This window comes from Sphingomonas koreensis (genome assembly GCF_002797435.1).
GTDB lineage: Bacteria > Pseudomonadota > Alphaproteobacteria > Sphingomonadales > Sphingomonadaceae > Sphingomonas > Sphingomonas koreensis.
Window position 1 is genome coordinate 2,389,695 of sequence record NZ_PGEN01000001.1, and the last position, 25,253, is coordinate 2,414,947.

Below are 25,253 nucleotides of genomic sequence, written 5' to 3' on the forward strand. Positions count from 1 at the left end.
TGGGGGTGCGGAAGAGACTGGCCTTTACCCGATGTTGTTGATAATCGCTCGCATTATGAGTCTTCCCCTGGCGCGCGCGGCGCGCAATGTACCTGCGACGGTTGCGTCGGTTGACTGGAATTCGCTCGATCCGTCGGAGGCGCGCCGCCTGCGCGAATTCGGGCTGGACGAGGGCGTCGAGGTCGAGCTGGTCAAGCCCAATGGCTGGCTGGGCGGACCGGCGGCGGTACGGATCGGGCGGATGACCGTGGCGCTGCGCCGCCATGTCACCGAAGCGATTCGGGTCGCGGTGGCAGCGGAATGAACCAGTCCCCGCTCGTTGCGCTGGTCGGTAACCCCAATGCCGGGAAGACCGCGCTGTTCAACGCGCTGACCGGGGCGCGGCAAAAGGTCGGCAACTATCCCGGGGTCACCGTCGAGCGGCATGCCGGCCGCATGGCGCTCGACGACGGGCGGCCGGTGGAACTGGTCGATCTCCCCGGCACCTACAGCCTCGACCCCTCGAGCCCCGACGAGGCGGTGACCCGCGACGTCGTACTCGGCAAGCAGGATGGCGAACGGCTTCCCGACGCGCTGATCGTGGTGGCCGACGCGAGCAACATCGAAAATCACCTGCGCTTCGTGCTTCAGCTGCGCCAGCTTGGCCGGCCGATGGTGCTGGCGCTCAACATGATCGACATGGCGACGCGCGACGGCCTGACGATCGACACCGACACACTGTCGGCCGAGCTCGGCGTGCCGGTGGTGAGCACCGTCGCGGTGCGCAAGCGCGGTCTCGAAGAACTGCGCGCGGCGCTCGCGGGGGTGCTCGCCGGCGCCCGGCCTGCGCCGCCCGAAGCACCCGACGCGGACATCACCCATTTCCAGCGCGACGCGCGCCGTATCGCGAAAGTCGCGATCACCGATCAGCCGCGCGGCCGCGCCTTCACGCGCGCAGTGGACAGCGTCGTGCTGCATCCCGTCGCGGGACCGATCATTCTCGCCACGATCATGCTGGTCATGTTTCAGGCGGTGTTCGCCTGGTCCGAAGCGCCGATCGGCTGGATCGAGGGCTTCCAGGGCTGGCTGGCCGAAGCCGCGGCGGCGAACCTGCCCGCAAGCTTCCTGCGCGACCTGCTGATCGAAGGCATCATCAACGGCGTCGGATCGGTGGTGGTGTTCCTGCCCCAGATCGTGATCCTGTTCCTGTTCATCCTGATCCTCGAGGCGTCGGGCTATATGGTCCGTGCGGCATTGCTGATGGACCGGCTGATGTCCGGCGTCGGCCTGTCGGGCCGGGCATTCATCCCGTTGCTCTCCTCCTTCGCCTGCGCGATCCCCGGCATCATGGCCGCGCGCTCGATCGACGATCCCAAGGAACGGCTGACGACGATCCTGATCGCACCGCTGATGACCTGTTCGGCGCGGCTTCCGGTCTATGCGGTGATCATCGGCGCGTTCATCCCGGCGACCAGTCTCGGCTGGGGGATCGGATTGCAGGGGCTGGTGCTGTTCGGCCTGTATGTCTTCGGCATCGTCGGTGCGATCGCCGCCGCTTTCGTGCTGCGACTCACCGCGACCAAGGGCAAGAGCAGCGGCTTCATGATGGAGCTGCCGCGCTACCAGCTTCCCGCACTTCGCGACCTGTGGATCGGCCTGTGGCAGCGCGCCTGGCTGTTCCTGCGCCGTGCGGGCACGATCATCATGGGCGTCACCGTCGCCCTGTGGCTGCTCGCCTCCTACCCTGTCGCGCCGGAGGGCGTGAAGCAGAGCGAATATTCGGTCGCCGGCCGCATCGCCTCGGGCCTTGAGGTCGTGCTGAAGCCGATCGGCTTCAATCATGAGATGAGCCTCGCCGTGATCCCTGCGATGGCGGCGCGCGAGGTCGCGGTGTCTGCGCTCCAGACGGTCTATTCGATCGATGCCGAAGCGGATGAAGAGGGTGAAGCGCTCGGCACCCAGCTGTCGGCGCGCTGGTCGCTCCCGACGGCGCTCGCCTTCCTCGCCTGGTTCGTATTCGCGCCGCAATGCCTGTCGACCATCGCGGTCGCGAGGCGCGAGACCAATGGCTGGAAATGGCCGACGGTGATGATCGTCTATCTGTTCGCGCTGGCCTATATCGCCGCGGGCGTCACCTATTGGACGGCAACCGCGATCGGGCTTTAGTCGCGTTTCGACTCGTCGATCGCGCGCTCGATCCGGGTGCGTTCGGCGTCGTCGCGTGCCTTCTCGGCCTTGGTCCGCCCGAACTTCGCACGGTTCTCCACAGCCTTTGCGGCACCTGCCGCCCTGGCTTTGGCCTTGCGGGCCTTGTTCAGGTTGATGATCTCGGCCATTCCTGCGGCAACACTACAGATCTCAAGGCGGAGTTGAAATGGCGGGCAGCGTCAACAAGGTGATCCTGGTCGGCAATCTCGGGCGCGATCCCGAAAGCCGGTCCTTCTCGAATGGCGGCAAGGTGGTCGAACTGCGCGTCGCCACGTCCGAGACGTGGAAGGATCGCAACTCGGGCGAGCGCAAGGAGCGCACCGAGTGGCACACGGTGAAGCTCTTTTCCGAAGGCCTCGCCAATGTCGCCGAGCGCTATCTGCGCAAGGGTTCGAAAGTCTATCTCGAAGGCCAGCTCCAGACCCGCAAATGGCAGGACCAGTCGGGTGCCGACCGCTATTCGACCGAGATCGTGCTGCAGGGCTTCGACGCCAAGCTGGTAATGCTCGACGGACCCGGCGGCGGCCAGGGTGGCGGCGGCATGGGCGGCGGTGGCGGCTCGCGCGACGACTGGGGCGGCGGCAATGACGACTTCGCCGGTCAGTCGAGCAGCCGTAGCGGCGGTTCCTCGGGCGGCGGCTATGGCGGCGGCGGTCGCGGCGGCAGCGGCGGCGCGCCTGCCGGCGGCGGCTTCCCCGACGATCTCGACGACGACGTGCCGTTCTGAGGGGAGCGCCGGTGCGGTCAGCTCGCTAAGGACGGCGCCTTGCAGTGGCGGTCGATAAAGGCCTGATGGGTCGGCATCGCCGCCGCGACATCGGCGTTCACCTCCTCGATGTCGCGCATGAACGCGATCACGTCCTCGTCGGGGATCATGTCGACGACCGGGTCGTAGGTCATCGCCATTCCCTGACCGAGCAGCACCTGAACCCAGCTCTCCTCGCGGAACAGCTCGGCCTTGCCGTGGACGAAGAAGCGGGCCGAGGCGCGGAACAGCTCAAGCCGCTCGGCGAGGCTGTCGGGCACCTCCATATGCCGGACATGCGCCCAGAAGGGCGTGTCCTCGCGATTGGTGACCTTGTAGTGCGCGATGATGAAGTCGCGGACGTCGTCGAACTCGAAATTGTGCTGGCGATTATATTCGGCGATGTCGGCGGCGTTGAAGCCCTGACCCGGGAACAGCGCCACGAGCTTCAGGATGCCGGTCTGGATCAGGTGGATGCTGGTCGATTCCAGCGGCTCGAGAAAGCCGCTGGAAAGGCCGATCGCGACGACATTCTTCTCCCACGCCTTGTGGCGCTTGCCCGGCGCGAACCGCACCGGGCGCGGATCGGCGAGCGCCTTGCCGTCGAGATTGGCAAGCAGCACGTCCGCCGCTTCGTCATCGCTGACATGCGCGCTCGAATAGACATGGCCGTTGCCGATCCGGTGCTGAAGCGGGATCCGCCATTGCCAGCCCGCTCCGTGCGCCGTGGAGCGTGTATAGGGCGTCAGCGGCGATACGCTCTCGCACGGCACCGCCAGCGCCCGGTCGCACGGCAGCCAGTGGCTCCAGTCCTCGTAGCCGACGCCCAGCGTCTGTCCGAGCAGCAGTGAGCGCATCCCCGAGCAATCGACGAACAGATCGCCCGACACGGTCTGCCCGTCAGCCAGTACCACGCTCTCGACGAACCCGTCCTCCGGGCGCTGCCTGACCTCGACGATCCGGCCTTCGGTCCGCGTCACACCCTGCGCTTCGGACCGGCCGCGCAGGAAGCGGGCATAGAGCGATGCGTCGAAATGATAGGCATAGTCGAGATGCCCCATCGGCGATCCCGGATTGCGCGGATCGGGGAAGCAGAACTTGTTCTGTCGCGCGGCCAGCGTATTGAGCGAATAGAGGTCGAAATGCTTCGCCTGCCCCATTGCGGCGAGCTTGAGCCACAGCTGGTGCGGGTGGAGCCACATCAGATCGGTGCCGATCTTGCCGAAGCCGTGGATGTAGCGGAAGCCCGGTTCGCGCCAGTTGACGAACTCGATCCCCAGCTTGAACGTCGCCTGGGTGGCGCGGATCATCTCGGTCAGGTCGATCCCGGCGAGATGGTTGTAATCCTTGATGCCGGGAATGGTCGCTTCGCCGACGCCGATGATCCCGATCTCGTCCGATTCGACCAGGGTGATGTCGTAGCCGCGGAAGAGGAGCTTGGAGAGCAGGGCCGCGGTCATCCAGCCGGCGGTGCCGCCGCCGACGATCACGATCCGGCGAATCGGCGGGTTTCCCGTGCCCGTCTGGCCAGCCTCCATCCCTTGATCCCCTCATGCACCGGCTCCGGTGTCCGGATGCCTTGTATAGCGGGGTAGGTATAGAGAGGCACTGGCGGGCGGTAAACGGTTACACACCACCCGCCAGCGCGACGGGCGGGGTTGCCCCCGGCCCGTATCTTCAAACGCTTTTCAAGAAATGGTGCGGTCGAGAAGACTCGAACTTCCACGGGCTTTCGCCCACAACGACCTCAACGTTGCGCGTCTACCAGTTCCGCCACGACCGCACTGATTTCGTCCACCGGATGAACCCGGTAGCTGGTAAGGCAGCGGCCCCTAGCAAAGCGTTTCGGGGCATGCAACCTCCCTTTCCGCTTTGTTGTCGCATTGCGACGGCTCGCGGTTCCCGACCGCATGCGCCCCACCCGACCACCCATAGCATATCCTGACTGGGTGGGCGCGGGCGCGTGGGGGAGCGGGCCGGAACCGCTTCCGCGAACGCGGAACAAACGCTAAGCCCGCCGGCCCATGCGTCTTCCCCACGACATTCGCGCGGAGACGCGCCGCATCCTCGCGCTGGCCTGGCCCGTGGTGCTGACCGCGCTCACCTGGACGATCATGCACGTCACCGACGTGATCGTGGTCGGGCTGGTCAGCACGCATGAGGTGGCGGCGCTCGGCGCCAGCCGGACGCTGACCTTTATCGGCATCGTCGTTGCGCTGGGCTGGCTCACCGGCGTGCTGGTCTTCTCGTCGCGCGCCGACGGGGCGAAGGATCTGCCCGCCACCGGTGCGGTGCTGCGCCAGGGCCTTGTGCTCGGCTTCCTGCTCGGGCTGATCAGCGGCGGAACGCTGTTCGCCTTTGCTCTGCCGATGCTGCAGGGCGTTGGCGTCGATCCCGCGATCGCGCCCGAGGCCGCGCGCGTCGTCCGCGTCATGGCGCTCGGCTATCCGTTCCAGCTGCTGCTGGTCGCCGCGACCTTCTTCCTCGAAGGCGTCAGCCGCCCCAAGCGGGTGATGGTGGTCGATGTGGCGATCCTGCCGATCAACGGCGTGCTCGCTTGGATCCTGGCCACCGGCCAGTTCGGCCTGCCGGCAATGGGTGCCGTGGGCGCCGCCGCGGCCACCGTGACCGCGACGATGATCGGCGCGATCGCAATGATCGTCGCCGCGCTCACGCTGCCGCGTGCCCGCGAGCGCGGGGTGCGCGACTGGCGCGACTTCGGTTCGCCGGCGATGTGGCGCGGTGTCTGGGCGCTGCTCGGCTTCGGCTTCGTCCCTGCGATCGCATCCGGGCTGGAGCTTGCGGGCTTCTCGATCCTGATCGCGCTCTCGACCCAGCTCGGTGAGACGGTGACGCACGCGTTCCAGATCGTCTTCTCGGTCCACAATGTCACCTTCGCCTTCGCGCTGGGCCTTGGATCGGCGGCGGGCGTGCGGGCGGGCAACGCGGTAGGCGAGGGAACTCCCGCGGAGGCCGGGCCGCGGACCGCGATCGCGGCGGTGCTGGCGGCGCTCACACTCGGCCTGCTCGCGCTGCCCCTGATCCTTGTGCCGCAGCTCATCGTCGGCGGCTTCCCGGCGAGCGCCGCAGTCGCCGCCGCCGCGATCGCGATGCTGCCGCTCTGGGGGCCGTTCATCCTGTTCGACGGAATCCAGGTCGTGTTCGTCTATGCGCTGCGCTCGCTGGGCGATCAGGTCGTGGCGGGCGTCAACGGCATCATCGCCTTCTTCCTGTTGACCGGCGGAATCGGGCTGTGGACGGTCCATGCCGGCTGGGGCGCCACGGGGCTGGTCGCGGCATCGGCATCGGGGATGGTCGCGGCCGCGCTGCTCAATGGCGGGCGGCTATGGTGGGTTACTCGGCGGCTTCGCCTGAAAAGCTGAGCTGGATCGTCTTGCCGGTGGCGGGCACGTCGAGCTTGCCGCTGTTGAACTCAAGGCTTCCGCCCGGCGGCAGCGCGCGCGGTTCGGGGGTGATGGTCCAGTTGTAGACGACCGTGTTGTTGCCGTCGCGAAGCTCGGCCAGGATGTTGGGCACCCGCTGCCGTTCCTTGCTGGGGTTCATCACCTGTCCGCTCACCACGAACAGCTCGCCGCCATTGAGCCGCGGCTTGCGTTCGACCGAACGCGCAGTGAAGATCAGCGGTGTCCGGGCTTCGCCGACCGGCAAGCCGAGCTGCGCGGCGATGCCCGGCGCGCCGGTATAGAGGATCGCCGCGGCGCCGAGCAGCATGGAGATGCCGGCGATGAGCGCCGCCGCCGTCCAGCGCCGCTCGGGATTCCTGCGTGGCTTGAAGGGGGGCTCATGCGCGAAGGGATCGAAGTCGCGCTGGACGTCCTTGGCCGGCGCCGGGGGCGGAGGGGGTGGAGGCGGCGGTGCCGAATAGGCGTCGGCGCGGATGACCTCCGCGGCGGGGGCGGCAGCCGGAAGGTCGGCAGGTGCCTGGTGCCAGCTATGGCGGCAGCTCGCGCAGCGCACGGTGCGTCCCTCGGGCCCGATCGCACTGTCGGGAACCAGATAGCGGGTACGGCACTCGGGACATTCCAGGATCATCGCGGCACGTCTTGCTCGGGTACTGGGGCGCGGAGATCGCCAATCCCGAATCTAAACACCCGTCGAGTCGGCTTGGCAAGGGGCAAGGGCAAGGAGTTGGGGACGAGTGCCGCCGCTTGAGCCCGCTTCGCGCCTGTGCGATGGCTGGAGCCTTCGGGGCAGTTACTATTTCAGGAGCGGCCGGGCGCCGGCATGGCCAATATCGTCCAGTTCGAGAATGTCGGCCTGCGCTACGGGACCGGGGCGGAGACGCTGAGCGATGTCAGCTTCACGCTGAGCGCCGGCTCCTTCTATTTCGTCACCGGTGCATCGGGCGCGGGCAAGACCTCGCTGCTCAGGCTGCTCTATCTCGCCCAGCGGCCGACGCGCGGCATCGTGCGGCTGTTCGGCGAGGATGCGGGCGCCCTGCCGCGCAAGCGTCTTCCGGGTTTCCGCCGCCGTATCGGCGTGGTGTTCCAGGATTTCCGCTTGCTCCCGCACCTTTCGGCCTATGACAATGTCGCGCTGCCGCTGCGGGTCGCGGGCATTCCCGAGGCCGATATCGAAGGGCCGGTGCGCGAGATGATTGCCTGGGTGGGGCTCAAGGATCGCGATTCCGCCAAGCCGCCGACGCTGTCGGGTGGCGAGCAGCAGCGCATCGCGATCGCGCGTGCCGTCATCACCCGGCCCGAAATCCTGATCGCCGACGAGCCGACCGGCAACGTCGATCCCGACATGGCCGAGCGTCTGCTGCACCTGTTCGATTCGCTGAACCGGCTCGGTACGACGGTGGTGGTCGCAACGCACGACTTCCAGCTGATCAGCCGGATCCCCGATGCGCGGATGATGCGGATCGAGAAGGGGCGCCTCAACGATCCGACGGGGGCGCTTCGTTACCCGCCGGGGCAGGCGCCGGCATGAACCCGTTCGTGCGCAACAAACCCGAGGACCGCCTGCTCGATGAGAGCCGTCGTACCCGCGGCATGCTGTGGGTGATGGCGATCATGCTGTTCCTGACCGTGCTCGCTGCGGCGCTTGGCCTGGGGATGGCGGGCGCGAGCCGCACGCTCGACCGTCAGCTCGCCGGGCGACTGACGATCCAGCTGGTCGAGGGCGACCCCGCCCGGCGCGATGCCGCGGCAAAGGCGATCGTCCAGCGCGTCCGCACGCTGCCCGGCGTCACGCGCGTGGCGGAGGTGGATCGCAACCGGCTCGCCGAACTGCTCGAGCCCTGGCTGGGCGAGGCGGGGCTGGACGCCGATCTGCCGATGCCCGCGATGATCGACGTGGATCTGGCTTCGGGAGATGCCGCCGGAATCGAGCGCGTCCGCGCCGCTGCCCGCGCGGTTGCGCCGGCGGCGCAGATCGACCGGCACGCGCAGTGGCTTTCGCCGGTCAGCGCGTTCCTGAACACGATCACCTGGTTCGCCGTCGCGCTGGTGGTGCTGATGGCGACCGTGACGACGATCGTCGTGCTGCTCACCGCGCGCGGCGGGCTCGACACGCATCGCGACACGATCGCCGTGCTCCACATGCTCGGATCGACCGACATGCAGGTCGCCAGGCTGTTCCAGCGGCGGATCGCGCTCGATACGCTGCTCGGCGGCTTGCTCGGTACGACCGCCGCGCTGGCGATGGTCTGGCTGCTCGGCCAGCAGGCGGCGGGGCTGGGGTCTGAGCTGCTGGGAGGAGTCTCGCTCGTCCCGCTCGACTGGCTGTTGCTGCTCGCCCTGCCGCTGGTCTTTGCGCTGATGGCGCTCCTCGCTGCGCGCGTTGCCGTGCTGGGCACATTGGGGAAGACGCTGTGATGCGCGTGATCTGGCGCATGCTGGCGTTGGGCGGGATTGTCTGGTCGCTTGGCTTCGCGCTGTTCATGCTTTCGCTCGGCAAGCCGCTCGATCCGGGGATCAAGACCGATGCGGTTGTGGTCCCGACGGGCGGCGCGGGCCGCATCCCGCGTGGCATCGCGTTGCTCCAGGCCGGATCGGCCAAGCGCATGCTGATCACGGGTACCGATCCCACCGTACGCCCGATCGAGCTTGCGGTCGCACATCGCGCGCCGCCCTCGCTGTTCCGTTGCTGCATCGATCTCGGGCACGAGGCGGTGGATACTCGCTCCAATGCCGACGAGACCGCGGCCTGGGTGCGCAAGCATGGCTACAAGTCGGTGCGCCTCGTCACCGCCGACTGGCATGTGCCGCGCGCGAAGCTCGAGCTCGGCAACGCGCTGGGCGGCGATGTCGAAATCCGGGGCGACGGGGTGCGCACCAATGCGCGCTTCTCAACGCTGCTGCGCGAATATCACAAGTATCTGGTCCGGCGGATCGCACTGCTGTTCGGGATCGGCAATGGCTGACCGGCTGCGCAGCATCGCCTTCGCGATCTTCTTCTATGGACTGTCGGTGCCGATCGTCCTCGGCACGCCCGTGGCGGCACTGTTCGGTGCCCGGGTCCTGCGCCCCTATTGCATCGGCTGGGCGCGGCTCGGCGTCTGGTCGGCGCGGCATATCCTCGGCATCCACGTGCGGGTGGAGGGGCAGCTCGCGGCAGGGCCGGCGCTCTATCCCGCCAAGCATCAGGCGATGTTCGAGACGATGGCGGTTGCGGCGATGCTCGGCGCTCCCGCGATCGTGATGAAGCGCGAGCTTGCGCAGATTCCGCTCTGGGGCTGGGCGGCGCAGCGCTACGGCGTGATCGTGGTCGATCGCGCCGCCAATGCGAAAGCGTTGCGCCAGATGATGCGGGAGGCGAAGGCGGCGCTGGGCGAGGGGCGGTCGGTGCTGATCTTCCCTGAAGGGACACGCGTCGCGCCGGGCGAATCGCCGCCGATCCGCTCGGGCTTTGCGGGACTCTATCGCGCACTCGGTCTTCCGGTCGTACCGGTGGCGCTGGACAGCGGGCGGTTCTGGCCGCGGCGCGGTCCGAAGCGTCCGGGCACCGTGACGGTCCGCTTCGGTGCACCGATCGCTCCGGGGCTGGAACGGGCGGATGTCGAAGCGCAGGTCCATCGGGGGATCAACGCGCTCGAGCCCTGAAAAAGGGGGCGACATTCAAGGGAGACGGATGATGATCGGATTGCTCAAGCTTCCCGTCCTGATCGCCGCGATCGGCGCCTTTGTCATCGGCGGGGTCTTCTACGGTTTCTCGACCTTCATCATGCAGGCGCTAGCGCGCGTGCCGGGGCCGGAAGGCATTCGGGCGATGCAGGCGATCAACATCACCGTCATCAATCCGTTCTTCCTCGGACTCTTCATCGGCACGGCGCTGCTGCTGCTCGGGCTGGCCGTCGTCGCGGGGCTCAACTTCGGACAGCCCGGCGCGATCCATGTGCTCGCCGGCGCGGCGCTCTATGTCCTGGGCTGTTTCGCGGTGACGATGGTGTGCAACGTACCGCTCAACAACGCACTCGCTGCGGTCGATCCGGCCGGCGCCGACGGTGCGGCGCTCTGGGCGCGCTATCTGCGCGACTGGGTGTTCTGGAACCATGTCCGCACCGCCGGCTCGCTGGCGGGCGCGGTGGTTCTGGTCCTCGGCTGGGCGCAAGCCCGCTAGCCGCTCAGTCCGCCGCGCTGCGGTTCCCGGCCTTCAGGCTCTCCGCCAGCAGGCCGTTGGCCTCGGCGATGAACTGGCGGGTGATCTCCTCGGCATAGGGATTGAGGTTCTGGATCGCGAAGAACAGCTCCTTGCTGTCGTCGCGGATCAGCCCGCACAACTCCAGCAGATGCTGGTAGCTGTTGGTCTTCAGCTCCTCGTCGGGGATGCGGATATTGACCAGCGCGCGCCCGATCAGATGCGTCAGCGCCTGGACATAAGCCATCTCGCGGTCATGCTCCTCGGCGGTGGTGATCGAGACCGACAGGCCCAGGCTGCGGCCGAATTCGGCGACCTTGTGATGCCGCTCGCCGCGCACCGCGCAGACGACCAGCGGCTGCCCCTCGAGGCCGCCGCGCGCGCTCTGCGGGCCGAACAGCGGGTGGGTCGCAACGATATCGACGCTTTCGGGCAGCGCCTCAAGCATCCAGCGCGCGGGCAGCATCTTGACCGAGGCGACGTCGAGCACCAGCGCGCCCGGCCGCACCAGCGGCGCGATCGCCGCGATCGTCGCCGCCATCGCCTGTACCGGCACGGCCAGCATCACCACGTCGCAATCGGCTGCGTCCGCAAGGCTGCCCGTTTTGACACCGATTGCCGCCGCCGCCTCGCCGACATCAGCCGTATCGGTCACGACCACGCTGAAATGGTCGCGCAGATGCCTTGCGGCGAGCTGCCCGAACCGGCCGAAGCCGATGATGCCGAACCGCTTCATCCCGCGGTCGCGGGCTGCTGCGTCTCCGCCACCAGCTTGTTCAGGATCGCGGCGACTGCGCGCGTCTCCTCCTCGGTGCCGATGGTGATGCGCAGGCCATGGGGCAGGCCCTGTCCTGGCAGCCAGCGGACGATATAGCCTTCGTCCATCAACCCCTTGTACGCCGCCTCGGCGGTCAGTGCGCCCTCGAACAGCACCAGCACGAAATTCGCCTGGCTCGGCACCGCGCGCAGCCCTGCATTGCCGAGCTTGGCGATTTCGTCGGCGAACCAGCGGCGCCACTGCGCATTGTGGCTGCGCGTATGCTCGACGAACGCGCTGTCGTGCAGCGCTGCGATCGCCGCCGCGGTGCCCGCGATGGTGATGCTGAAGGGCAGGCGGATGCGGTGCATCGCCTCGATCACCTCGGCCGAGCCATAGCCCCAGCCGATCCGCTCCGCGGCAAGGCCATAGAGTTTGGAGAAGGTACGCGTGACCAGCACATTGGGCTGGGTCTTCGCCAGCTCCATCCCGCCATCGTCGATCTCGCCCTCGATATATTCGGCATAGGCGTGGTCGAGCACCAGCAGGATGTCGGGACGCAGGCCCGCGTGCAGCCGCGCAATCTCCTCGCGACTGGCATAGGTGCCGGTCGGGTTGTTGGGGTTGGCGACGAACACGATCCGCGTCCTGTCGGTCACGCTGGCGAGGATCGCGTCGACATCGGTCGCATAATCGGCATCGGCGGCGACTACCGGGGTGGCGCCCACACGCTTGGTCGCGATCGGATACACGGTGAAGCCGTAATTGACGTAGATGATCTCGTCGCCCGGCCCGGCGAACGCGCCGGCGGCGAGATGAAGCACCTCGTCCGACCCGTTGCCATAGATGATCCGCGCGGCATCGAGCCCATGCAGTTCCGCCAGCGCCTCGCGCAGCTCGACCGCGCTCGCATCGGGGTAGCGCTCAAGGCTGTTCGCGGCGGTCGCGAACGCCGCGCGCGCCTTGTCCGACGTGCCGAGCGGGTTCTCGTTCGACGAGAGCTTGATCGCCTTGCGGCCGTCGTCGGTCTTGGACTTGCCCGGCACATAGGGGGCGATGTCCATGATCCAGGGCTTGGGCTGCGGTTTGCTGTTGGTCGCGGTCATGGCGCGCGCGATGGCCGATGCGGGTAAGAATGGCAAGGTTTGCGAAATTGCTCTGTGCTAAGCCCTGCTTCGAACAGGGGACGATGGATGCGGGGAAGCGAGACGCTGTGGCGCGCATTGGCGTTGGCGCGGCGGCAGGATCTGGCGGCGCGCGGCAAGGCCGCACCACGCGCCGGTCATGGCGGCATCGGCCGCCGCGCGCTGCTTCAGGGCATGGCGGCGAGCGGCGTCGCGGCGGGGCTGCCGGTCCAGGCGATGGCGTTGCCCGCTTCGGGCCGGGTGGCGATCGTTGGTGGCGGAATCGCGGGGCTTTCGGCGCTGCATCATCTGGCCAAGGCGGGCATCGACGCGCGATTGTACGAGGCGCGCAATCGTCTCGGCGGGCGCATGTACACCCAGCTTACTTCGGAAGGGCAGGTGTTCGAAGCCGGCGGCCAGCTCGTCAATTCGGACCATGCCGACATGCATGCACTGGCGAAGGAGTTCGCGGTGCCGCTGGTCGACCGCAAGTCCGGGCCGCACCGCTCGGTGATCCTGGCGGATGGCGCGGTCGCATCGCAGGCCGAGCTTGCCCGACTGCTTGCCCCGCTCGCCGCACGGATCGCGCGCGATTCGGAGGCGGTCGATGCCAGTCCCCGCGCCGCGGCGGCGATCGACCGGCTCTCGGTCGCGCAGTATCTCGACCGCCACGCCGCGTTGATCCGCGATCGGCGCATCCGCGCGCTGATCGAAGCGAGCATCCGCACCGAATATGGTTCCGAGCCGGGCGACGCCTCGGCGCTCCAGCTCATCTTCAACCTGCCCACGGTGAAGGGCGAGCATGTCGAGGTGTTGGCCGGCAGCGACGAGCGCTATGTGATCGCGGGCGGCAGCGGTCGGCTCGTCAACGCCATTGCCGATGCGCATCGCGATCGGATCGAAACCGGGCGGCGCCTGCGGGCGATCCGTGAGACCGGGAGCGGACTCCGGCTCGAATTCGTCGATGGCACGCATGTCATGGCCGATACCGTGATCGTCGCCGCGCCCGCACCGATCCTGCGCCAGATCGATTTCGCGGTCCCGCTGTCCGCGCGCTGGCGCGAGTTCGTGGCCGAGGCCGATCTTGGCCGCAACGAAAAGCTGCAGGCGACGGCTTCGGCGACGCCATGGCAGGCGATACTCGGTACCGGCGGGGAGCTGTGGGATACCGCGCCGCCCTATGCGCTGGGCTGGGAGGGCACCATCCGGGGCGGGGAGGACGGCAGGCCGGTATGGACCTGGTTCCTCGGCGGCGAACAGGTCGATGCCGCGGCCGCCGTTTCGCCGCACGCGCTGGCGGATGCTTTCGCCCGGCTTTCCGAAATCGGCATTCCCGGCATCGCGCAAGCGGTGGCAGGCGGCATGGTCCGTCGGACCAATTGGTGCAACGACGCGCTGACGCTCGGCGCCTATACCAACAGCGCACCGGGCCAGCTGACCCGTTTCGGCCCGCTCTTCTGGGTCGAATCCGCTACGCCGGCCGAGCGGCAGCAGGCGGTTGCCGGACGGGTCCTCTTCGCGGGCGAGCATGTGTCCGATGCCTGGGTCGGCTTCATGAACGGCGGCGCGCAGACCGGACGTCTGGCGGCGCAAGCCGTGATCGCCGCACGCTCCCGCAGTGCCAGATAATTCGAGCACCGCTTGAACGGGGGCCTTCGCGTCCCTAGTCAGACGCGCATGTCAGACGACCAGCGTTTCGGTCTTTCGCGCCACGTCACCCTGCCCGGGCCGCTCCGGCTCGACGGTGGCGTGCTGCTGTCGCCGGTCGAGATCGCGTACGAGACCTACGGGACGCTGGCGCCCGATGGCGGCAACGCGATCCTGATCTGCCATGCATTGACCGGCGACCAGCATGTCGCTTCGCCGCATCCCGTGACGGGCAAGCCCGGCTGGTGGACGCGGATGGTGGGGCCGGGCAAGCCGGTCGATCCCGATCGGCACTTCATCGTCTGTGCCAATGTGCTGGGCAGCTGCATGGGCAGTTCAGGCCCCGCCACGGTCAATCCCGCGACCGGCAGGCCCTGGGGCATGGACTTTCCGGTCATCACCATCCGCGACATGGTCCGTGCGCAGGCGATGCTGCTCGACCATCTCGGTGTCGGGCGGCTGAAGGCGGTGGTCGGCGGATCGATGGGCGGGATGCAGGCGCTGAGCTGGCCCGCGACCTTCCCCGACCGGGTCGATGCGGTGGTGGTGATCGCCTCGACCGCACGGCATTCGGCACAGAACATCGCCTTCCACGAGGTCGGGCGTCAGGCGGTGATGGCCGATCCGCGGTGGAACGGCGGCGCCTATTATGACGGCGATCCGCCCGCTGCGGGCCTCGCCGTCGCGCGCATGGCGGCGCATATCACCTATCTGTCCGAGGCGGGTCTGACCGAGAAATTCGGGCGGCGGCTTCAGGCGCGTGAGGCGAAGTCGTTCGGCTTCGACGCCGACTTCCAGATCGAAAGCTATCTGCGCCATCAAGGCCTCTCGTTCGTCGATCGGTTCGATGCCAACGCCTATCTCTACATCACCCGCGCGATGGACTATTTCGACCTGGCCGAGGAGCATGGCGGCCTGCTCGCCAACGCCTTCCGCGAGACCAGGGCGCGCTTCTGCCTCGTCAGTTTCGATACCGACTGGCTCTATCCCACTCGCGATTCGCGCGCGATCGTCCATGCGCTCAACGCGGCGGGTGCGCCGGTCAGCTTCGTCGAGCTGTCCTCGCCCTTCGGCCATGACGCCTTCCTGCTCGAGGCGCCCGAATTGAACCGCGTCGTCGATGGGTTCCTGAGGGCGGGGCGATGACGCAGGGCTATGATATCAGCCTCGATCCGGCGCGGCTCCAGCTCGACGTGATCCACGGCTTCATCGCCGGGAGCTATTGGGCGAGCGGGATGCCGCGCGAGACGCTGGCGCGGGCGATCTCCAATTCGGTCTGTGTCGGCGCCTATCGTGACGAAGAGCAAGTCGGGTTCGCGCGTGTCGTGACCGATCGCGCGACCTTCGCCTACCTCGCCGATGTGTTCGTGCTGCCTGATCATGGTGGCAAGGGGCTGGCAAAGGCGATGGTGCGGGCCCTCCACGATCACCCGGAACTCCAGGGTCTGCGCCGCTGGATGCTGGCGACCAGCGATGCCCATGGCGTGTACGCCGCGCTCGGCTGGCAGCCGATCGCCCAGCCGGAGCTGTTCATGCAGCGCCATGATCCCGATGTGTACCGGCGGAGCGCCGCATGACCGCGCTGCGCCCCGATCTGGCGATCATCGCCGCCAATGTGCGGGCCGATAGCCGCGTGCTCGACGTCGGCTGTGGCGATGGTGCGCTGATGGCCGCGCTGCGCGACGATCGCCAGTGCGATGCACGCGGGCTCGAGATCGATCCGGTCAATGTCGCGACTGCGGTGTCGCGTGGACTCTCGGTGATTCAAGGCGACGCGGATCGCGATCTGGCCGACTATCCCGACGCCAGTTTCGACTATGCGATACTCAGCCAGACGCTCCAGACGACGATGCACCCGCACCACGTCCTGGATCACCTGTTGCGCATCGGGGAGCGTGCTTTCGTTTCCTTCCCCAATTTCGCGCATTGGCGGGTTCGCATGTCGCTGCTGTGGGGCGGGCGGATGCCGGTGACACGGCTGCTGCCCGTTGCATGGTACGAGACTCCCAATATCCACCACGTCACGGTCGACGATTTCCGCGCCTATGTCCGCGAGCGCGGGATCACGGTGGAGCAGGCCTGGTTCCTCTCGGGCGACCAGCGCACCAGCGCCGCCGCGGCCAATTTCCGCGCCGAGCATGCGGTGTTCCTGCTCCGCCGCTAGGTTTGACTTCGTCGAAGCGGTACCGGCCCGCGCCCCAACCTCAGCAAGAGGATGACGCGGGCGGTTTCGCCCGTTACCACTCCCGCCTGACAACAGGGTTCAGGGAGTTTTCGGATGCGTCATTCGGTCGCGGGCGTCCTCGCCGCGCTTTTCGTCCTCGCTCAGGCCCATGCCCAGGAGAAGCCGGCTGACAAGCCCAAATGGGACGTCAACGCGCCGCAGGGCGCGACGCTGAAGCAAGTCGCGATCGATACCGACGAGGGCACCTGGATCGACGTCGATGTCTCGCCTGACGGCCGCACGATCGCCTTCACCCTGCTCGGCGACATCTACACCATGCCGATCGCCGGCGGCACGCCGACCCGGATCGCCGAGGGTCTCGCGTGGGAGGTCCATCCGCGCTTCTCGCCCGATGGCCGCCGCATCGCCTTCACCTCCGACCGCGGCGGTGGCGACAATATCTGGATCATGAACGCCGACGGCAGCGACAAGAAGCAGCTGACCAAGGAGGATTTCCGCCTCCTGAACCAGCCGAGCTGGTCGCCCGACGGCCAGTACATCGTCGCCAAGAAGCATTTCACCACCGGCCGTTCGCTGGGGACAGGGGAGGTGTGGCTCTATCACGTCTCGGGCGGCAGCGGAGTGAAGCTGGTCAAGCGCGCCAATGAGCGGGTGCAGAAGGAACTGGGCGAGCCGGTCTATGCCGCCGACGGCAAGTCAGTGTTCTTCACGCGCAACATCACGCCCGGCCCGATCTTCGAATATGCGCAGGATTCGAACACCAACCTGTTCAACATCGAGCGCTACGACCTCGAAAGTGGCGAGACGACGACGGCGGTGTCCGGACTTGGCGGCTCGGTGCGCCCGACGCCGTCGCCCGACGGGAAGAAGATCGCCTTCGTCCGGCGCGAGGCGACTAGGTCCAAGCTCTATGTCCGCGACCTCGCTTCGGGTGAGGAACGTAAGATCTACGATACGCTCGATCAGGACGTTCAGGAGACCTGGGCAGTCACCGGCGTCTATCCGAACATGGACTGGACGCCCGACAGCAAGTCGATCGTGTTCTGGGCAGGTGGCAAGATCCGTCGCGTCGATGCCGATGGTGCGAACGCTACGGTGATCCCGTTCCGTGTCGCTGACAGCCGCACCGTCGCCACCGCCTCGCACCCGCAGATCGAAGTCGCACCCGCCAGCTTCTCGACCAAGATGACGCGCTTCGCATCGGTTTCGCCCGATGGCGGCAAGGTCGTGTTCGAAAGCATGGGCAAGCTCTGGACCCGGCCGGTGTCGGGCGGTGCCCCCAAGCGGCTCACCAGCCTCGCCGAGGAGGCCGGCGTCGAGCTGTATCCCAGCTGGTCGCGCGACGGCCGCTCGATCGTCTTCGTCGAATGGAGCGACGCCAGGCTCGGTCGCATCCGCACCGTTGCCGCTGGCGGTGGCGCGGCGAAGGACGTGACGATTCAACCCGGTCTCTATGCGCGTCCGCACTTCTCGCCCGACGGCCGGACCATCGTGTTCGAAAAGGCGGCGGGCGGCGGCCTCACCGCGCCCGGCTGGTCGAACGATCCCGGCGTCTATCGCGTCGCGGCCACCGGCGGCGCACCCGAGCTGGTCGCCCGCGGCATGGCGCGGCCGCAATTCGGGGCGTCGAGTGACCGTATCTTCATGACCAGCCCGGGCGAGAACAAGCTCGAACTCGTCTCGACCGACCTCAATGGTGAGGGCAAGCGCGTCCACGCCAGCGGCGAGCTCGCCAACGACTATATCGTTGCGCCCGACGGCAGGAGCATCGCCTTCCGCCAGAATTATCAGGTCTTCGCGATGCCGCTGATGCCCGGCGGACAGGAGGTCACCGTCGGACCCAAGGCAGACGCGCTCCCGGTCGTCCGTGTCAGCACCGATGGCGCCGACTATATCCACTGGTCGGGCGACGGGTCGCGCCTTCATTGGAGCATGGGGCCGACGCTCTACACCGCTGACCGCAGCGCCTTCTTCGCGAGCGCGCCCGGTGCCAGGCCGAGCGTCACGCCGCGGACCACCTCGCTGGCGATGGAGGTCAGAGCGGCGAAGCCTTCGGGCCGCGTCGCGCTGACCGGCGCACGGGTCGTCACCATGGCGAGCGCTGATGGCGGGATCATCGACAATGCGACGATCGTGATCGAGGGCGACCGCATCGTCCAGGTCGCGCCGACCGCATCGATCCAGCTCCCGGCGGGCACGAAGACGATCGACGTGACCGGCAAGACGATCATCCCCGGCCTGGTCGATGCGCACGCGCACGGCCCGTACGGCACCGATGATCTGGTGCCGCAGCAGAACTGGTCGCTGATCCAGAACCTCGCACTCGGCACCACGATCATCCACGATCCGTCGAGCCAGGCCAGCCTCGTCTTCGCCGCACAGCAGATGCAGCGCGCGGGCAAGATCCTCGGCCCCCGCATCTTCTCGACCGGCGAGATCGTCTATGGCGCGAAGAATGCCGACGTCTATGCACAGATCGACAGCTATGAGGACGCACTCGCCCATATCCGCCGCCTAAAGGCGCAGGGCGGCCATTCGGTGAAGAATTATAACCAGCCGCGCCGCGAGCAGCGCCAGATGGTCGTCGCGGCCGCGCGTGCCGAGGGGATGCAGGTGGTGGCCGAGGGCGGGTCGCTGTTCGGCATGGACATGAACCTGATCGCCGACGGCAATTCGACGCTGGAGCACAACATCCCCGCCGACATCTTCTACAAGGATGTGCTGCAGATGTTCGGCCAGTCGGATACCAACTACACGCCGACATTGGTGGTCAGCTATGGCGGTCTCGCTGGTGATCCCTACTGGCGGCAGGCGACCGATGTGTGGAAGAACCCGCTGCTCGTCCACACCCCGCCGGCACGGCTTCGCGCGGACACGATGCGCATCACCAAGGCGCCCGAAGACAATTTCGTCGATGACGACAATGCGCGCGAGGCGAAGAAGGTCGCGGCGACCGGCCGCCTGGTCGCGATTGGCGCGCATGGGCAGCAGGCGGGCATCGGCTCGCACTGGGAGCTGTGGTCGTTCGTTCGTGGCGGGATGACCCCGGTCGAGGCGTTGCGCGCGGGCACGATCGATTCGGCCAGATCGCTCGGCTTCGCCAAGGACATCGGCTCGATCGAGGCGGGCAAGCTTGCCGATCTTGTTCTGCTCGACGCCGATCCCACGACTGACATTCGCAATAGCGACAAGATCAGCCGAGTCATGTTGGGTGGCCGTCTCTACGATGCCAAGACGATGAACGAGGTCGAGACAGGAACGGCCAGGCGCCTGCCTTATTGGTGGGAGTAGAGCTCCAGATGGTCCGGGCGTCGCATGCCCGGACCACTTTACCCATTCTGGTCGGTCGCGCCGACAAATGCGATTGACAACGTAGTCATAAACAGCTTCTCTAGGCGAGTGTCAGGAGATGTTAAAAGCTCCGACGGCATTGTAACCGGTTACATCAACGATCCAGATCGATCGAACCGGTGTTTAGGGGAGCAGATTGATGACGGATTTCCGTAGCAAACGTTCGAGTCTCGTCCGCGGCGTTTCCGCGGGCGCCTTTGCCGCCGCGCTGATGGTCAGCACCTCCGCCTTCGCCCAGACCACCGCGACCCTGCAGGGGCGCGTAGAGGGTGCGAGCGCGGGTAGCACCGTGACCGTCACCGACACCGTCACCGGCCGGTCGGTAACGACCACCACCCGCGCCGACGGCAGCTTCACGGTCGTCGGTCTGCGTCCCAGCACCTATCGCGTCGAGGCGCAGGGGCAGGAGGCGCAGCAGGTCTCCCTCCCGGTCGGTCAGATCGTCAACGTCGATCTCGCGCCGCCGGCTCCCGCCGGCGATGAAGTCGTGGTAACGGGCCTGCGCGGCCGGTCCGAAGTTCGCACCGCAACGATCGGAACCAGCGTCAGCCAGGCGCAGATCGAGAATCTGCCGCAGACCAGCCGTAACTTCCTGAACTTCGCGGCGCTGGCTCCGGGCGTCACCCTGCCTGCCGGCGAGAATGTTGGCATCCAGGCTGGCGGCGTCAGCTCGAACAACGTCAACGTCTTCATTGACGGCACCAGCCAGAAGAGCCAGGTCGGCTTTGGCGGTGTGGCTGGTCAGAATTTCTCGAAGGGCAATCCCTTCCCGCAGTCGGCGATCCAGGAATTCCGGGTCGAGACCCAGAACTTCAAGGCTGAGTTCGAGAATGCCGGCTCCGCGATCATCACCGCGGTCACCAAGACCGGCGGCGAAGAGTTCCACGGCAGCGCATTCGGTAAGTATGTGCCCAAATCCTGGTACGGCCGTCCGTTCTTCGACCGGCCGGGCGAAGCCAACAATCCGACCGGCGCCAATGCAAAGCCCGATTACAAACGTTGGCAGTTCGGCGGCGATCTGGGCGGCCCGATCGTTCCCGGCGTGCTGCACTTCTTCGGCGCCTATGAAGGCACGCGCCAGACGAGCCCGGCAAAGATCGTCAATCCGTCCGCACTGCTGCCCGGGACGATCCGCGACCGCTTCGGTGGCAACTTCGCCGCGGATTTCAAGCAGGACCTGTACTTCGCGAAGTTGACGCTGTTCGCGTCGGATCGCGATACGATCAGCGGCAGCTACTTCTTGCGCAAGGAAACCGACGTCAAGGACTATGGCGACAACCGCGCATTCGAACAGGGGCGCGACGTCGGTACCGAGAGCAAGAACTACCAGCTCGAATGGGCGCATCGCGGCGACGGCTTCCTGAACGAACTCACCTTCAGCTATTTCAACAACTTCACTGGCACGCCGACAATTACGACCGGCCCGGAATATGTGCTGACCAACGGCGTCGGCGGCGGCGACCTGTTCTTCTTCGGGGCGAATTCGTTCCAGCAGGCGAACGAGCAGGAAAGCTTCACCTTCAAGAACAACTTCACCTACACCGGCTGGGAAAACCATGTGGTGAAGGCGGGCGTCAAGATCTCGATGAATACGCTGACGCGTGTCGAGGATGCGTTCGCCAACGGCTCCTACAAGTTCGCCTACCAGAATTTCACCAGCGAAAGCAGCAGCATACCCTATCGCGCGACGATCTCGCTGCTGCCGCCAACGCCGATGGAGGCGGACAATGTCCAAGTCGGTCTGTTCCTGCAGGACGACTGGACGATCGACGATCACTGGACCGTCAATCTCGGCCTGCGCTGGGACTATGAATCCAACAACTTCAACAACAACTACCGCACGCCTGAGAAAGTCGCGACGGCGCTGCGCAATTATCAGCCGTGGCAGGCCGCGGGAATCAACCCTGAGGATTACATCACCGACGGGACCAAGCGGAAACCGTTCCTGGGTGCGTTCCAGCCGCGCGTCGGCATCAGCTACGACGTCAACGGCGATCGCGATCTGGTCTTCTTCGCCGGTGCCGGCCGCTACTATGACCGCAACATCTACTACCTCGCCTCACTGGAGACACTGTTCAACAACATCCGCAGCGATGCATCGGTGAACTTCTGCGGCGCGTCCGGCCTTCCGGCATGCGCACCGGGGCTGTTGCAGTGGAGCGAGGCTTATCGCAATCCCGATGCGCTGCGCGCCGCGGTCGCGCAGACGGGGCTGTCCGGTGACATCTGGGTCATCAACAATGATGCGAAAGTGCCATACACCGACCAGTTCACGCTCGGCGTGCGCAAGCGGCTCGGCCCGGTCCAGCTCTCGGCCGCGGTCGCGCACAATCGCTCGCACAACGCCTTCATCTTCGTGCGGGGCAACCGCCAGACCAACGGAAATTATACCGATGGCGGCTTCGGCTGGGTGCGCGACAATTTCCCGGCGGGCAACGGCCTCGTCCCCGGCTATACCGGGCGCCTCAACATCGGATCGAGCGAAGGCAAGGCCAAGTACACCGCGCTCTACCTGACCGCCGACAAGACCTACACCAAGGATTCGGGCTGGGGCGCGACCGCATCGCTCACAATCTCGGATGCCAAGTCGAACCAGGCGATCTCGTTCGACGAGGGGCAGATGTTCAACGCGGGCAAGCAGGATGCGTTCGGCTGGCAGCCGACCCGCAACCTCGAACGCTGGCGCTTCGTCGCGACCGGCATGGGCGACCTGCCCTGGGGTTTCCAGGTCGCGGGCACGCTGACGCTCGCCTCAGGACCGCGCTTCGGCAATGTCGACTTTAGCCGCACGCCTCCGCCCAATTGCGGTGGCTGCTTCTACTACAACGATGCCGGCGTCTTCTCGCCCAAGCAGAGCATCGGGTACAAGAATGTCGATCTGCGCATCGCCAAGACGTTCAAGGTGCCGGGGATCGGCGGTGAACTGACCGCAGACTTCGAAGTGTTCAACGTCTTCGACTGGGTCAACCGCAACTATTCGACCTGGGGTGCCGGCAGCGGCCCCAATCCGACGCGTGAAGAGAATTCGACCGTTGGTTACGCCCGTACCTTCCAGGCGGGCCTCAAGTACAAATTCTGACCCCAGGATCAGGCATGTGCGGGGGAGGGAGCCGTGCTTCCTCCCCCATTCCTACCGGCCGGGAGAGATGGGGTGAAACCCGAGCTGCACCGTTTCGGCCATAGCCGGCAGCCGGTCGTCACCGTCGACGGGATCACCGGCGATCCTGCCGGCGTGATTGCACTGGCCGCGCGCCTTGCTCCCTTTCCGCTGAGCTCGACCTATTACCCCGGGCTACGCCGCGTCCTGAGCGAAGACGATGCCGATGCGTTTTCCTATGCCTGCGGGCTGCTCGAAGCTGCCGCGCCCTTCATTGGCGGCGCCTTCGACGCCGACAGCTTCGATCTGCTCGAGGCGAGCTTTTCCATCGTCACGACGCCGCCTCAGGCACTGACTCCTGCGCAGCGCGCGCCGCATTTCGACTCGACCGACGCCCGCTATGTCGCGGTGCTTCACTATCTCGCCGAAGCGCCCGGCAGCGGCACCGGCTTCTACCGCCAGCGCTCGACGGGCATCGAACTGATCGACGAGCGCAATCGCGATGCCTTTGTTTCAGCGGCGAAGGCAGAAAGCGCGAGGCTCAAGGGATATACCAATGCCAGCAACGCCAGCTTCGACCAGATCGGCCGAATCGACGCGGTGCCCGACCGGCTCGTCATCTATCGTGGGGCATTGCTCCACTCCGGGATCATTCCATCCGGCCTCAAGCTCAGCGCCGATCCGCGTCAGGGCCGGCTTACCGCCAATCTGTTCATCCATATTCATTGAGGACCCGACCGATGCTCAGGCACGCCGTTGCACTCACCGCGCTGATCGTCGCCACCACAACCGCGGCGCAGCCGGGCAAACGCAGCTATGCCAATCCGATCGACATCGATTACCGCTACAATTTCGAGCAGGTGAACGAGGGGGTTTCATACCGCACCGGTGCCGATCCGGTGATCGTTCGGCACAAGGGTGCCTATTATCTCTTCCAGACGCTCGCCGACGGATATTGGCGATCGACCAACCTCGTCGACTGGACCTTCATCACGCCGAGCCGGTGGGAGAATGACAGTTTCGTCGCGCCCGCCGCCTGGTCGGACGGCGAACGGCTCTACCTCATGCCCTCGATGATGGAGCCGGGCGCGATCTACGTCTCCGACGCGCCTGAGACCGGCAAGCTCGACTATTTCGTTCGCCGCATGCCGCGCCTTCCTGGACAGGTGCGCCCGGGCGAGGAGGAGAAGATGAAGCCCGGCGAGATCCCGCCCGGCCCGTGGGACCCCGCGCTGTTCCTCGACGATGACGGCAAATGGTATCTCTACTGGAACTCGTCCAACGTCTTCCCGCTTTATGGGCTGGAGATCGAGTTCAGGGACGGCAAGCTCATTTACAAGGGGCCGGCGAAGGAAATGTTCAGGCTCCATCCCGACCGGCATGGCTGGGAGCGGTTCGGGCAGGATCATTCGGGCGGCCTCCCCAACGGCACCCCGATCGCGCCCTTCATGGAGGGCGCATGGATGACCAAGGTCGGCGGCACCTACTATCTCCAGTATGGCGCGCCGGGCACCGAGTATAACGCCTATGCCAACGGCACCTACACCTCGAAATCGCCGCTCGGCCCGTGGACCTATGCGCCGTGGAACCCGGTCGCCTACAAGCCCGGCGGCTTTGTCGAGGGGGCAGGGCACGGTTCGACCTTCGAGGACAATCACGGCAACTGGTGGAACACCGGCACGCCGTGGCTCGGCGCCAACTGGACGTTCGAGCGGCGGATCAACCTGTTCCCGGCGAAGTTCGAGGCGGACGGGCAGATGTGGTCGTCCGCGCGCTTCGGCGACTTCCCGCACTGGGCGCCGGAAGGGAAGGTCGACGACATCGAATCGCTCTTCACCGGCTGGATGCTGCTGTCCTACCGCAAGCAACTCACGGCCTCCTCGACGCTCGGCGAGTATGAGGCGAGCCGCGCCGCGGACGAGAATCCGCGCAGCTTCTGGGTCGCGGGGAGCAAGCAGCCGGGCGAGACGCTGACGATGGATCTTGGCGCGGCGAAGACCGTCCGCGCGATTCAGGTCAATTTCGCCGACTACAAGGCCGGCCGCTTCGCCGATGCGCCCGACATCTATACCGAATTCCGCATCGAGGGTTCGGCCGACGGCAGGAGCTGGTCGACGATCGCGCAGACCGAGGGCCCGCGCCGCGACCGGCCGAACGCCTATCTCGAACTCAGGACGCCCGCGAAGGTCCGCTATGTCCGCTATGTCCACGGTCATATCGGCGGCGCACATCTCGCGATCAACGACCTGCGCGTGTTCGGCAATGCCGACGGCGCCGCACCCGCCGCGCCGGGCGGGATCACCGCGATCCGCGACACCGATCAACGCAACGCCCGCGTGACCTGGCGCAAGGTGCCGGGCGCGACCGGCTACAATGTCTTGTGGGGCGTGCGCCCCGATCGGCTGACGCTCACCTATCAGGTCTTCGCCGACGAGCTGGGCGCGGACGCGAAGCTCGATATCCGCGCGCTCAACCTCGGTACCGGCTACTACGCCGCGGTCGAGGCGTTCAACGAAACCGGCGTATCGAAGCGCAGCAGGCCGGTGCGCATCCGCTGA

At 66.6% G+C, this 25,253-nt stretch carries 22 protein-coding genes and 1 tRNA gene; 17 read left to right on the top strand and 6 right to left on the bottom strand.

The features are described 5' to 3' along the window. The first annotated feature begins 55 nt into the window (after window positions 1–55). Entirely contained in the window at window positions 56–304 is a 249-nt protein-coding gene (locus tag BDW16_RS11265) for a FeoA family protein (protein WP_100362749.1), read from the top strand. After that, window positions 301–2,145, top strand: coding sequence for a ferrous iron transporter B (feoB, locus tag BDW16_RS11270; RefSeq protein ID WP_066572772.1), 1,845 nt, complete (start codon window positions 301–303; stop codon window positions 2,143–2,145). Before BDW16_RS11265 ends, feoB begins: the two co-directional genes overlap by 4 nt. Here feoB and BDW16_RS11275 read toward each other — a convergent pair. Next, window positions 2,142–2,315, bottom strand: coding sequence for a DUF4169 family protein (locus BDW16_RS11275; RefSeq protein WP_075150756.1), 174 nt, complete (start codon window positions 2,313–2,315; stop codon window positions 2,142–2,144). The genes feoB and BDW16_RS11275 overlap by 4 nt on opposite strands. Before the next feature lie 38 nt (window positions 2,316–2,353). Between BDW16_RS11275 and ssb the strand changes: the two genes are divergently transcribed. After that, entirely contained in the window at window positions 2,354–2,914 is a 561-nt protein-coding gene (ssb, locus tag BDW16_RS11280; RefSeq protein WP_066572768.1) for a single-stranded DNA-binding protein, read from the top strand. 17 nt (window positions 2,915–2,931) lie between these two features. Here the strand turns inward: ssb and BDW16_RS11285 are convergent, their stop codons facing one another. Together BDW16_RS11285 and BDW16_RS11290 are read right to left on the bottom strand one after the other, a co-directional pair. Further along, window positions 2,932–4,470, bottom strand: coding sequence for a tryptophan halogenase family protein (locus BDW16_RS11285; RefSeq protein WP_066572766.1), 1,539 nt, complete (start codon window positions 4,468–4,470; stop codon window positions 2,932–2,934). Window positions 4,471–4,628: 158 nt separating this feature from the next. Beyond that, window positions 4,629–4,715 (bottom strand) — tRNA-Leu (locus BDW16_RS11290). Window positions 4,716–4,956: 241 nt separating this feature from the next. On the opposite strand from BDW16_RS11290, the gene BDW16_RS11295 reads away from it, so the two are divergent. Then, window positions 4,957–6,315, top strand: a complete 1,359-nt coding sequence (locus BDW16_RS11295) for an MATE family efflux transporter (protein WP_066572764.1) — start codon at window positions 4,957–4,959, stop codon at window positions 6,313–6,315. On the opposite strand, the gene BDW16_RS11300 is transcribed toward BDW16_RS11295, so the two are convergent. Beyond that, window positions 6,287–6,985 (bottom strand): zinc-ribbon domain-containing protein, encoded by a 699-nt coding sequence (locus BDW16_RS11300; RefSeq protein ID WP_066572762.1) that lies wholly within the window; start codon window positions 6,983–6,985, stop codon window positions 6,287–6,289. The two genes, BDW16_RS11295 and BDW16_RS11300, sit on opposite strands and share 29 nt — an antisense overlap. A 192-nt stretch (window positions 6,986–7,177) precedes the next feature. Between BDW16_RS11300 and ftsE the strand changes: the two genes are divergently transcribed. Genes ftsE through BDW16_RS11325 form a run of 5 tightly spaced genes read left to right on the top strand, consistent with a single transcriptional unit; the run spans window position 7,178 to window position 10,516 of the window. Then, entirely contained in the window at window positions 7,178–7,885 is a 708-nt protein-coding gene (gene ftsE / locus BDW16_RS11305; protein ID WP_066572759.1) for a cell division ATP-binding protein FtsE, read from the top strand. After that, complete coding sequence (locus tag BDW16_RS11310) at window positions 7,882–8,772, top strand: cell division protein FtsX (RefSeq protein WP_066572757.1); 891 nt, start codon at window positions 7,882–7,884, stop codon at window positions 8,770–8,772. The genes ftsE and BDW16_RS11310 overlap by 4 nt, the downstream gene beginning before the upstream one ends. A 5-nt stretch (window positions 8,773–8,777) precedes the next feature. Continuing rightward, window positions 8,778–9,320, top strand: coding sequence for a YdcF family protein (locus BDW16_RS11315; protein WP_066572957.1), 543 nt, complete (start codon window positions 8,778–8,780; stop codon window positions 9,318–9,320). Next, window positions 9,313–9,999 carry a lysophospholipid acyltransferase family protein gene (locus BDW16_RS11320; RefSeq protein WP_066572756.1) on the top strand — a complete coding sequence of 229 codons (687 nt, stop codon included), beginning with the start codon at window positions 9,313–9,315 and terminating at the stop codon, window positions 9,997–9,999. The genes BDW16_RS11315 and BDW16_RS11320 overlap by 8 nt, the downstream gene beginning before the upstream one ends. A gap of 31 nt (window positions 10,000–10,030) precedes the next feature. Beyond that, window positions 10,031–10,516, top strand: a complete 486-nt coding sequence (locus BDW16_RS11325) for an anthrone oxygenase family protein (protein ID WP_066572954.1) — start codon at window positions 10,031–10,033, stop codon at window positions 10,514–10,516. Between the two features lie 4 nt (window positions 10,517–10,520). Here the strand turns inward: BDW16_RS11325 and BDW16_RS11330 are convergent, their stop codons facing one another. Both BDW16_RS11330 and hisC read right to left on the bottom strand, forming a co-directional pair. Continuing rightward, complete coding sequence (locus tag BDW16_RS11330; RefSeq protein WP_066572755.1) at window positions 10,521–11,270, bottom strand: prephenate dehydrogenase; 750 nt, start codon at window positions 11,268–11,270, stop codon at window positions 10,521–10,523. After that, window positions 11,267–12,397, bottom strand: coding sequence for a histidinol-phosphate transaminase (gene hisC / locus BDW16_RS11335; RefSeq protein WP_066572753.1), 1,131 nt, complete (start codon window positions 12,395–12,397; stop codon window positions 11,267–11,269). The genes BDW16_RS11330 and hisC overlap by 4 nt, the downstream gene beginning before the upstream one ends. Window positions 12,398–12,484: 87 nt before the next feature. Here hisC and BDW16_RS11340 point away from each other — a divergent pair, with 87 nt between their 5' ends. From BDW16_RS11340 to BDW16_RS11375, 8 genes are all read left to right on the top strand, one after another. After that, complete coding sequence (locus BDW16_RS11340) at window positions 12,485–14,044, top strand: flavin monoamine oxidase family protein (RefSeq protein ID WP_066572749.1); 1,560 nt, start codon at window positions 12,485–12,487, stop codon at window positions 14,042–14,044. A gap of 48 nt (window positions 14,045–14,092) precedes the next feature. Then, window positions 14,093–15,208, top strand: coding sequence for a homoserine O-acetyltransferase MetX (gene metX, locus BDW16_RS11345; RefSeq protein ID WP_066572748.1), 1,116 nt, complete (start codon window positions 14,093–14,095; stop codon window positions 15,206–15,208). Next, a complete protein-coding gene (locus tag BDW16_RS11350; RefSeq protein ID WP_066572745.1) occupies window positions 15,205–15,639 on the top strand; it encodes a GNAT family N-acetyltransferase in 435 nt (144 codons plus the stop codon). The genes metX and BDW16_RS11350 overlap by 4 nt, the downstream gene beginning before the upstream one ends. Next, a complete protein-coding gene (gene metW, locus BDW16_RS11355; protein WP_066572742.1) occupies window positions 15,636–16,226 on the top strand; it encodes a methionine biosynthesis protein MetW in 591 nt (196 codons plus the stop codon). The genes BDW16_RS11350 and metW overlap by 4 nt, the downstream gene beginning before the upstream one ends. Window positions 16,227–16,340: 114 nt before the next feature. After that, the gene (locus tag BDW16_RS11360) at window positions 16,341–19,538 is read left to right on the top strand and encodes an amidohydrolase family protein (protein ID WP_066572732.1); all 3,198 of its coding nucleotides are present in this window, start codon (window positions 16,341–16,343) and stop codon (window positions 19,536–19,538) included. Between the two features lie 199 nt (window positions 19,539–19,737). Continuing rightward, window positions 19,738–22,677 (top strand): TonB-dependent receptor, encoded by a 2,940-nt coding sequence (locus BDW16_RS11365; RefSeq protein ID WP_066572729.1) that lies wholly within the window; start codon window positions 19,738–19,740, stop codon window positions 22,675–22,677. Between the two features lie 72 nt (window positions 22,678–22,749). After that, window positions 22,750–23,424 (top strand): DUF6445 family protein, encoded by a 675-nt coding sequence (locus BDW16_RS11370; RefSeq protein ID WP_066572728.1) that lies wholly within the window; start codon window positions 22,750–22,752, stop codon window positions 23,422–23,424. Between the two features lie 11 nt (window positions 23,425–23,435). After that, a complete protein-coding gene (locus BDW16_RS11375; protein ID WP_066572727.1) occupies window positions 23,436–25,253 on the top strand; it encodes a family 43 glycosylhydrolase in 1,818 nt (605 codons plus the stop codon).

Bases quoted from the DNA above. Each gene is read 5' to 3' on its own strand.
- metX (WP_066572748.1), top strand. From the start codon at position 14,093: ATGTCAGACGACCAGCGTTTCGGTCTTTCGCGCCACGTCACCCTGCCC.
- ssb (WP_066572768.1), top strand. From the start codon at position 2,354: ATGGCGGGCAGCGTCAACAAGGTGATCCTGGTCGGCAATCTCGGGCGC.
- BDW16_RS11375 (WP_066572727.1), top strand. From the start codon at position 23,436: ATGCTCAGGCACGCCGTTGCACTCACCGCGCTGATCGTCGCCACCACA.
- BDW16_RS11340 (WP_066572749.1), top strand. From the start codon at position 12,485: ATGCGGGGAAGCGAGACGCTGTGGCGCGCATTGGCGTTGGCGCGGCGG.
- BDW16_RS11285 (WP_066572766.1), bottom strand. From the start codon at position 4,470: ATGGAGGCTGGCCAGACGGGCACGGGAAACCCGCCGATTCGCCGGATC.
- BDW16_RS11265 (WP_100362749.1), top strand. From the start codon at position 56: ATGAGTCTTCCCCTGGCGCGCGCGGCGCGCAATGTACCTGCGACGGTT.
- metW (WP_066572742.1), top strand. From the start codon at position 15,636: ATGACCGCGCTGCGCCCCGATCTGGCGATCATCGCCGCCAATGTGCGG.
- BDW16_RS11350 (WP_066572745.1), top strand. From the start codon at position 15,205: ATGACGCAGGGCTATGATATCAGCCTCGATCCGGCGCGGCTCCAGCTC.
- BDW16_RS11365 (WP_066572729.1), top strand. From the start codon at position 19,738: ATGACGGATTTCCGTAGCAAACGTTCGAGTCTCGTCCGCGGCGTTTCC.
- BDW16_RS11330 (WP_066572755.1), bottom strand. From the start codon at position 11,270: ATGAAGCGGTTCGGCATCATCGGCTTCGGCCGGTTCGGGCAGCTCGCC.
- BDW16_RS11295 (WP_066572764.1), top strand. From the start codon at position 4,957: ATGCGTCTTCCCCACGACATTCGCGCGGAGACGCGCCGCATCCTCGCG.
- BDW16_RS11300 (WP_066572762.1), bottom strand. From the start codon at position 6,985: ATGATCCTGGAATGTCCCGAGTGCCGTACCCGCTATCTGGTTCCCGAC.
- BDW16_RS11320 (WP_066572756.1), top strand. From the start codon at position 9,313: ATGGCTGACCGGCTGCGCAGCATCGCCTTCGCGATCTTCTTCTATGGA.
- BDW16_RS11325 (WP_066572954.1), top strand. From the start codon at position 10,031: ATGATCGGATTGCTCAAGCTTCCCGTCCTGATCGCCGCGATCGGCGCC.
- BDW16_RS11360 (WP_066572732.1), top strand. From the start codon at position 16,341: ATGCGTCATTCGGTCGCGGGCGTCCTCGCCGCGCTTTTCGTCCTCGCT.
- BDW16_RS11275 (WP_075150756.1), bottom strand. From the start codon at position 2,315: ATGGCCGAGATCATCAACCTGAACAAGGCCCGCAAGGCCAAAGCCAGG.
- ftsE (WP_066572759.1), top strand. From the start codon at position 7,178: ATGGCCAATATCGTCCAGTTCGAGAATGTCGGCCTGCGCTACGGGACC.
- hisC (WP_066572753.1), bottom strand. From the start codon at position 12,397: ATGACCGCGACCAACAGCAAACCGCAGCCCAAGCCCTGGATCATGGAC.
- BDW16_RS11310 (WP_066572757.1), top strand. From the start codon at position 7,882: ATGAACCCGTTCGTGCGCAACAAACCCGAGGACCGCCTGCTCGATGAG.
- feoB (WP_066572772.1), top strand. From the start codon at position 301: ATGAACCAGTCCCCGCTCGTTGCGCTGGTCGGTAACCCCAATGCCGGG.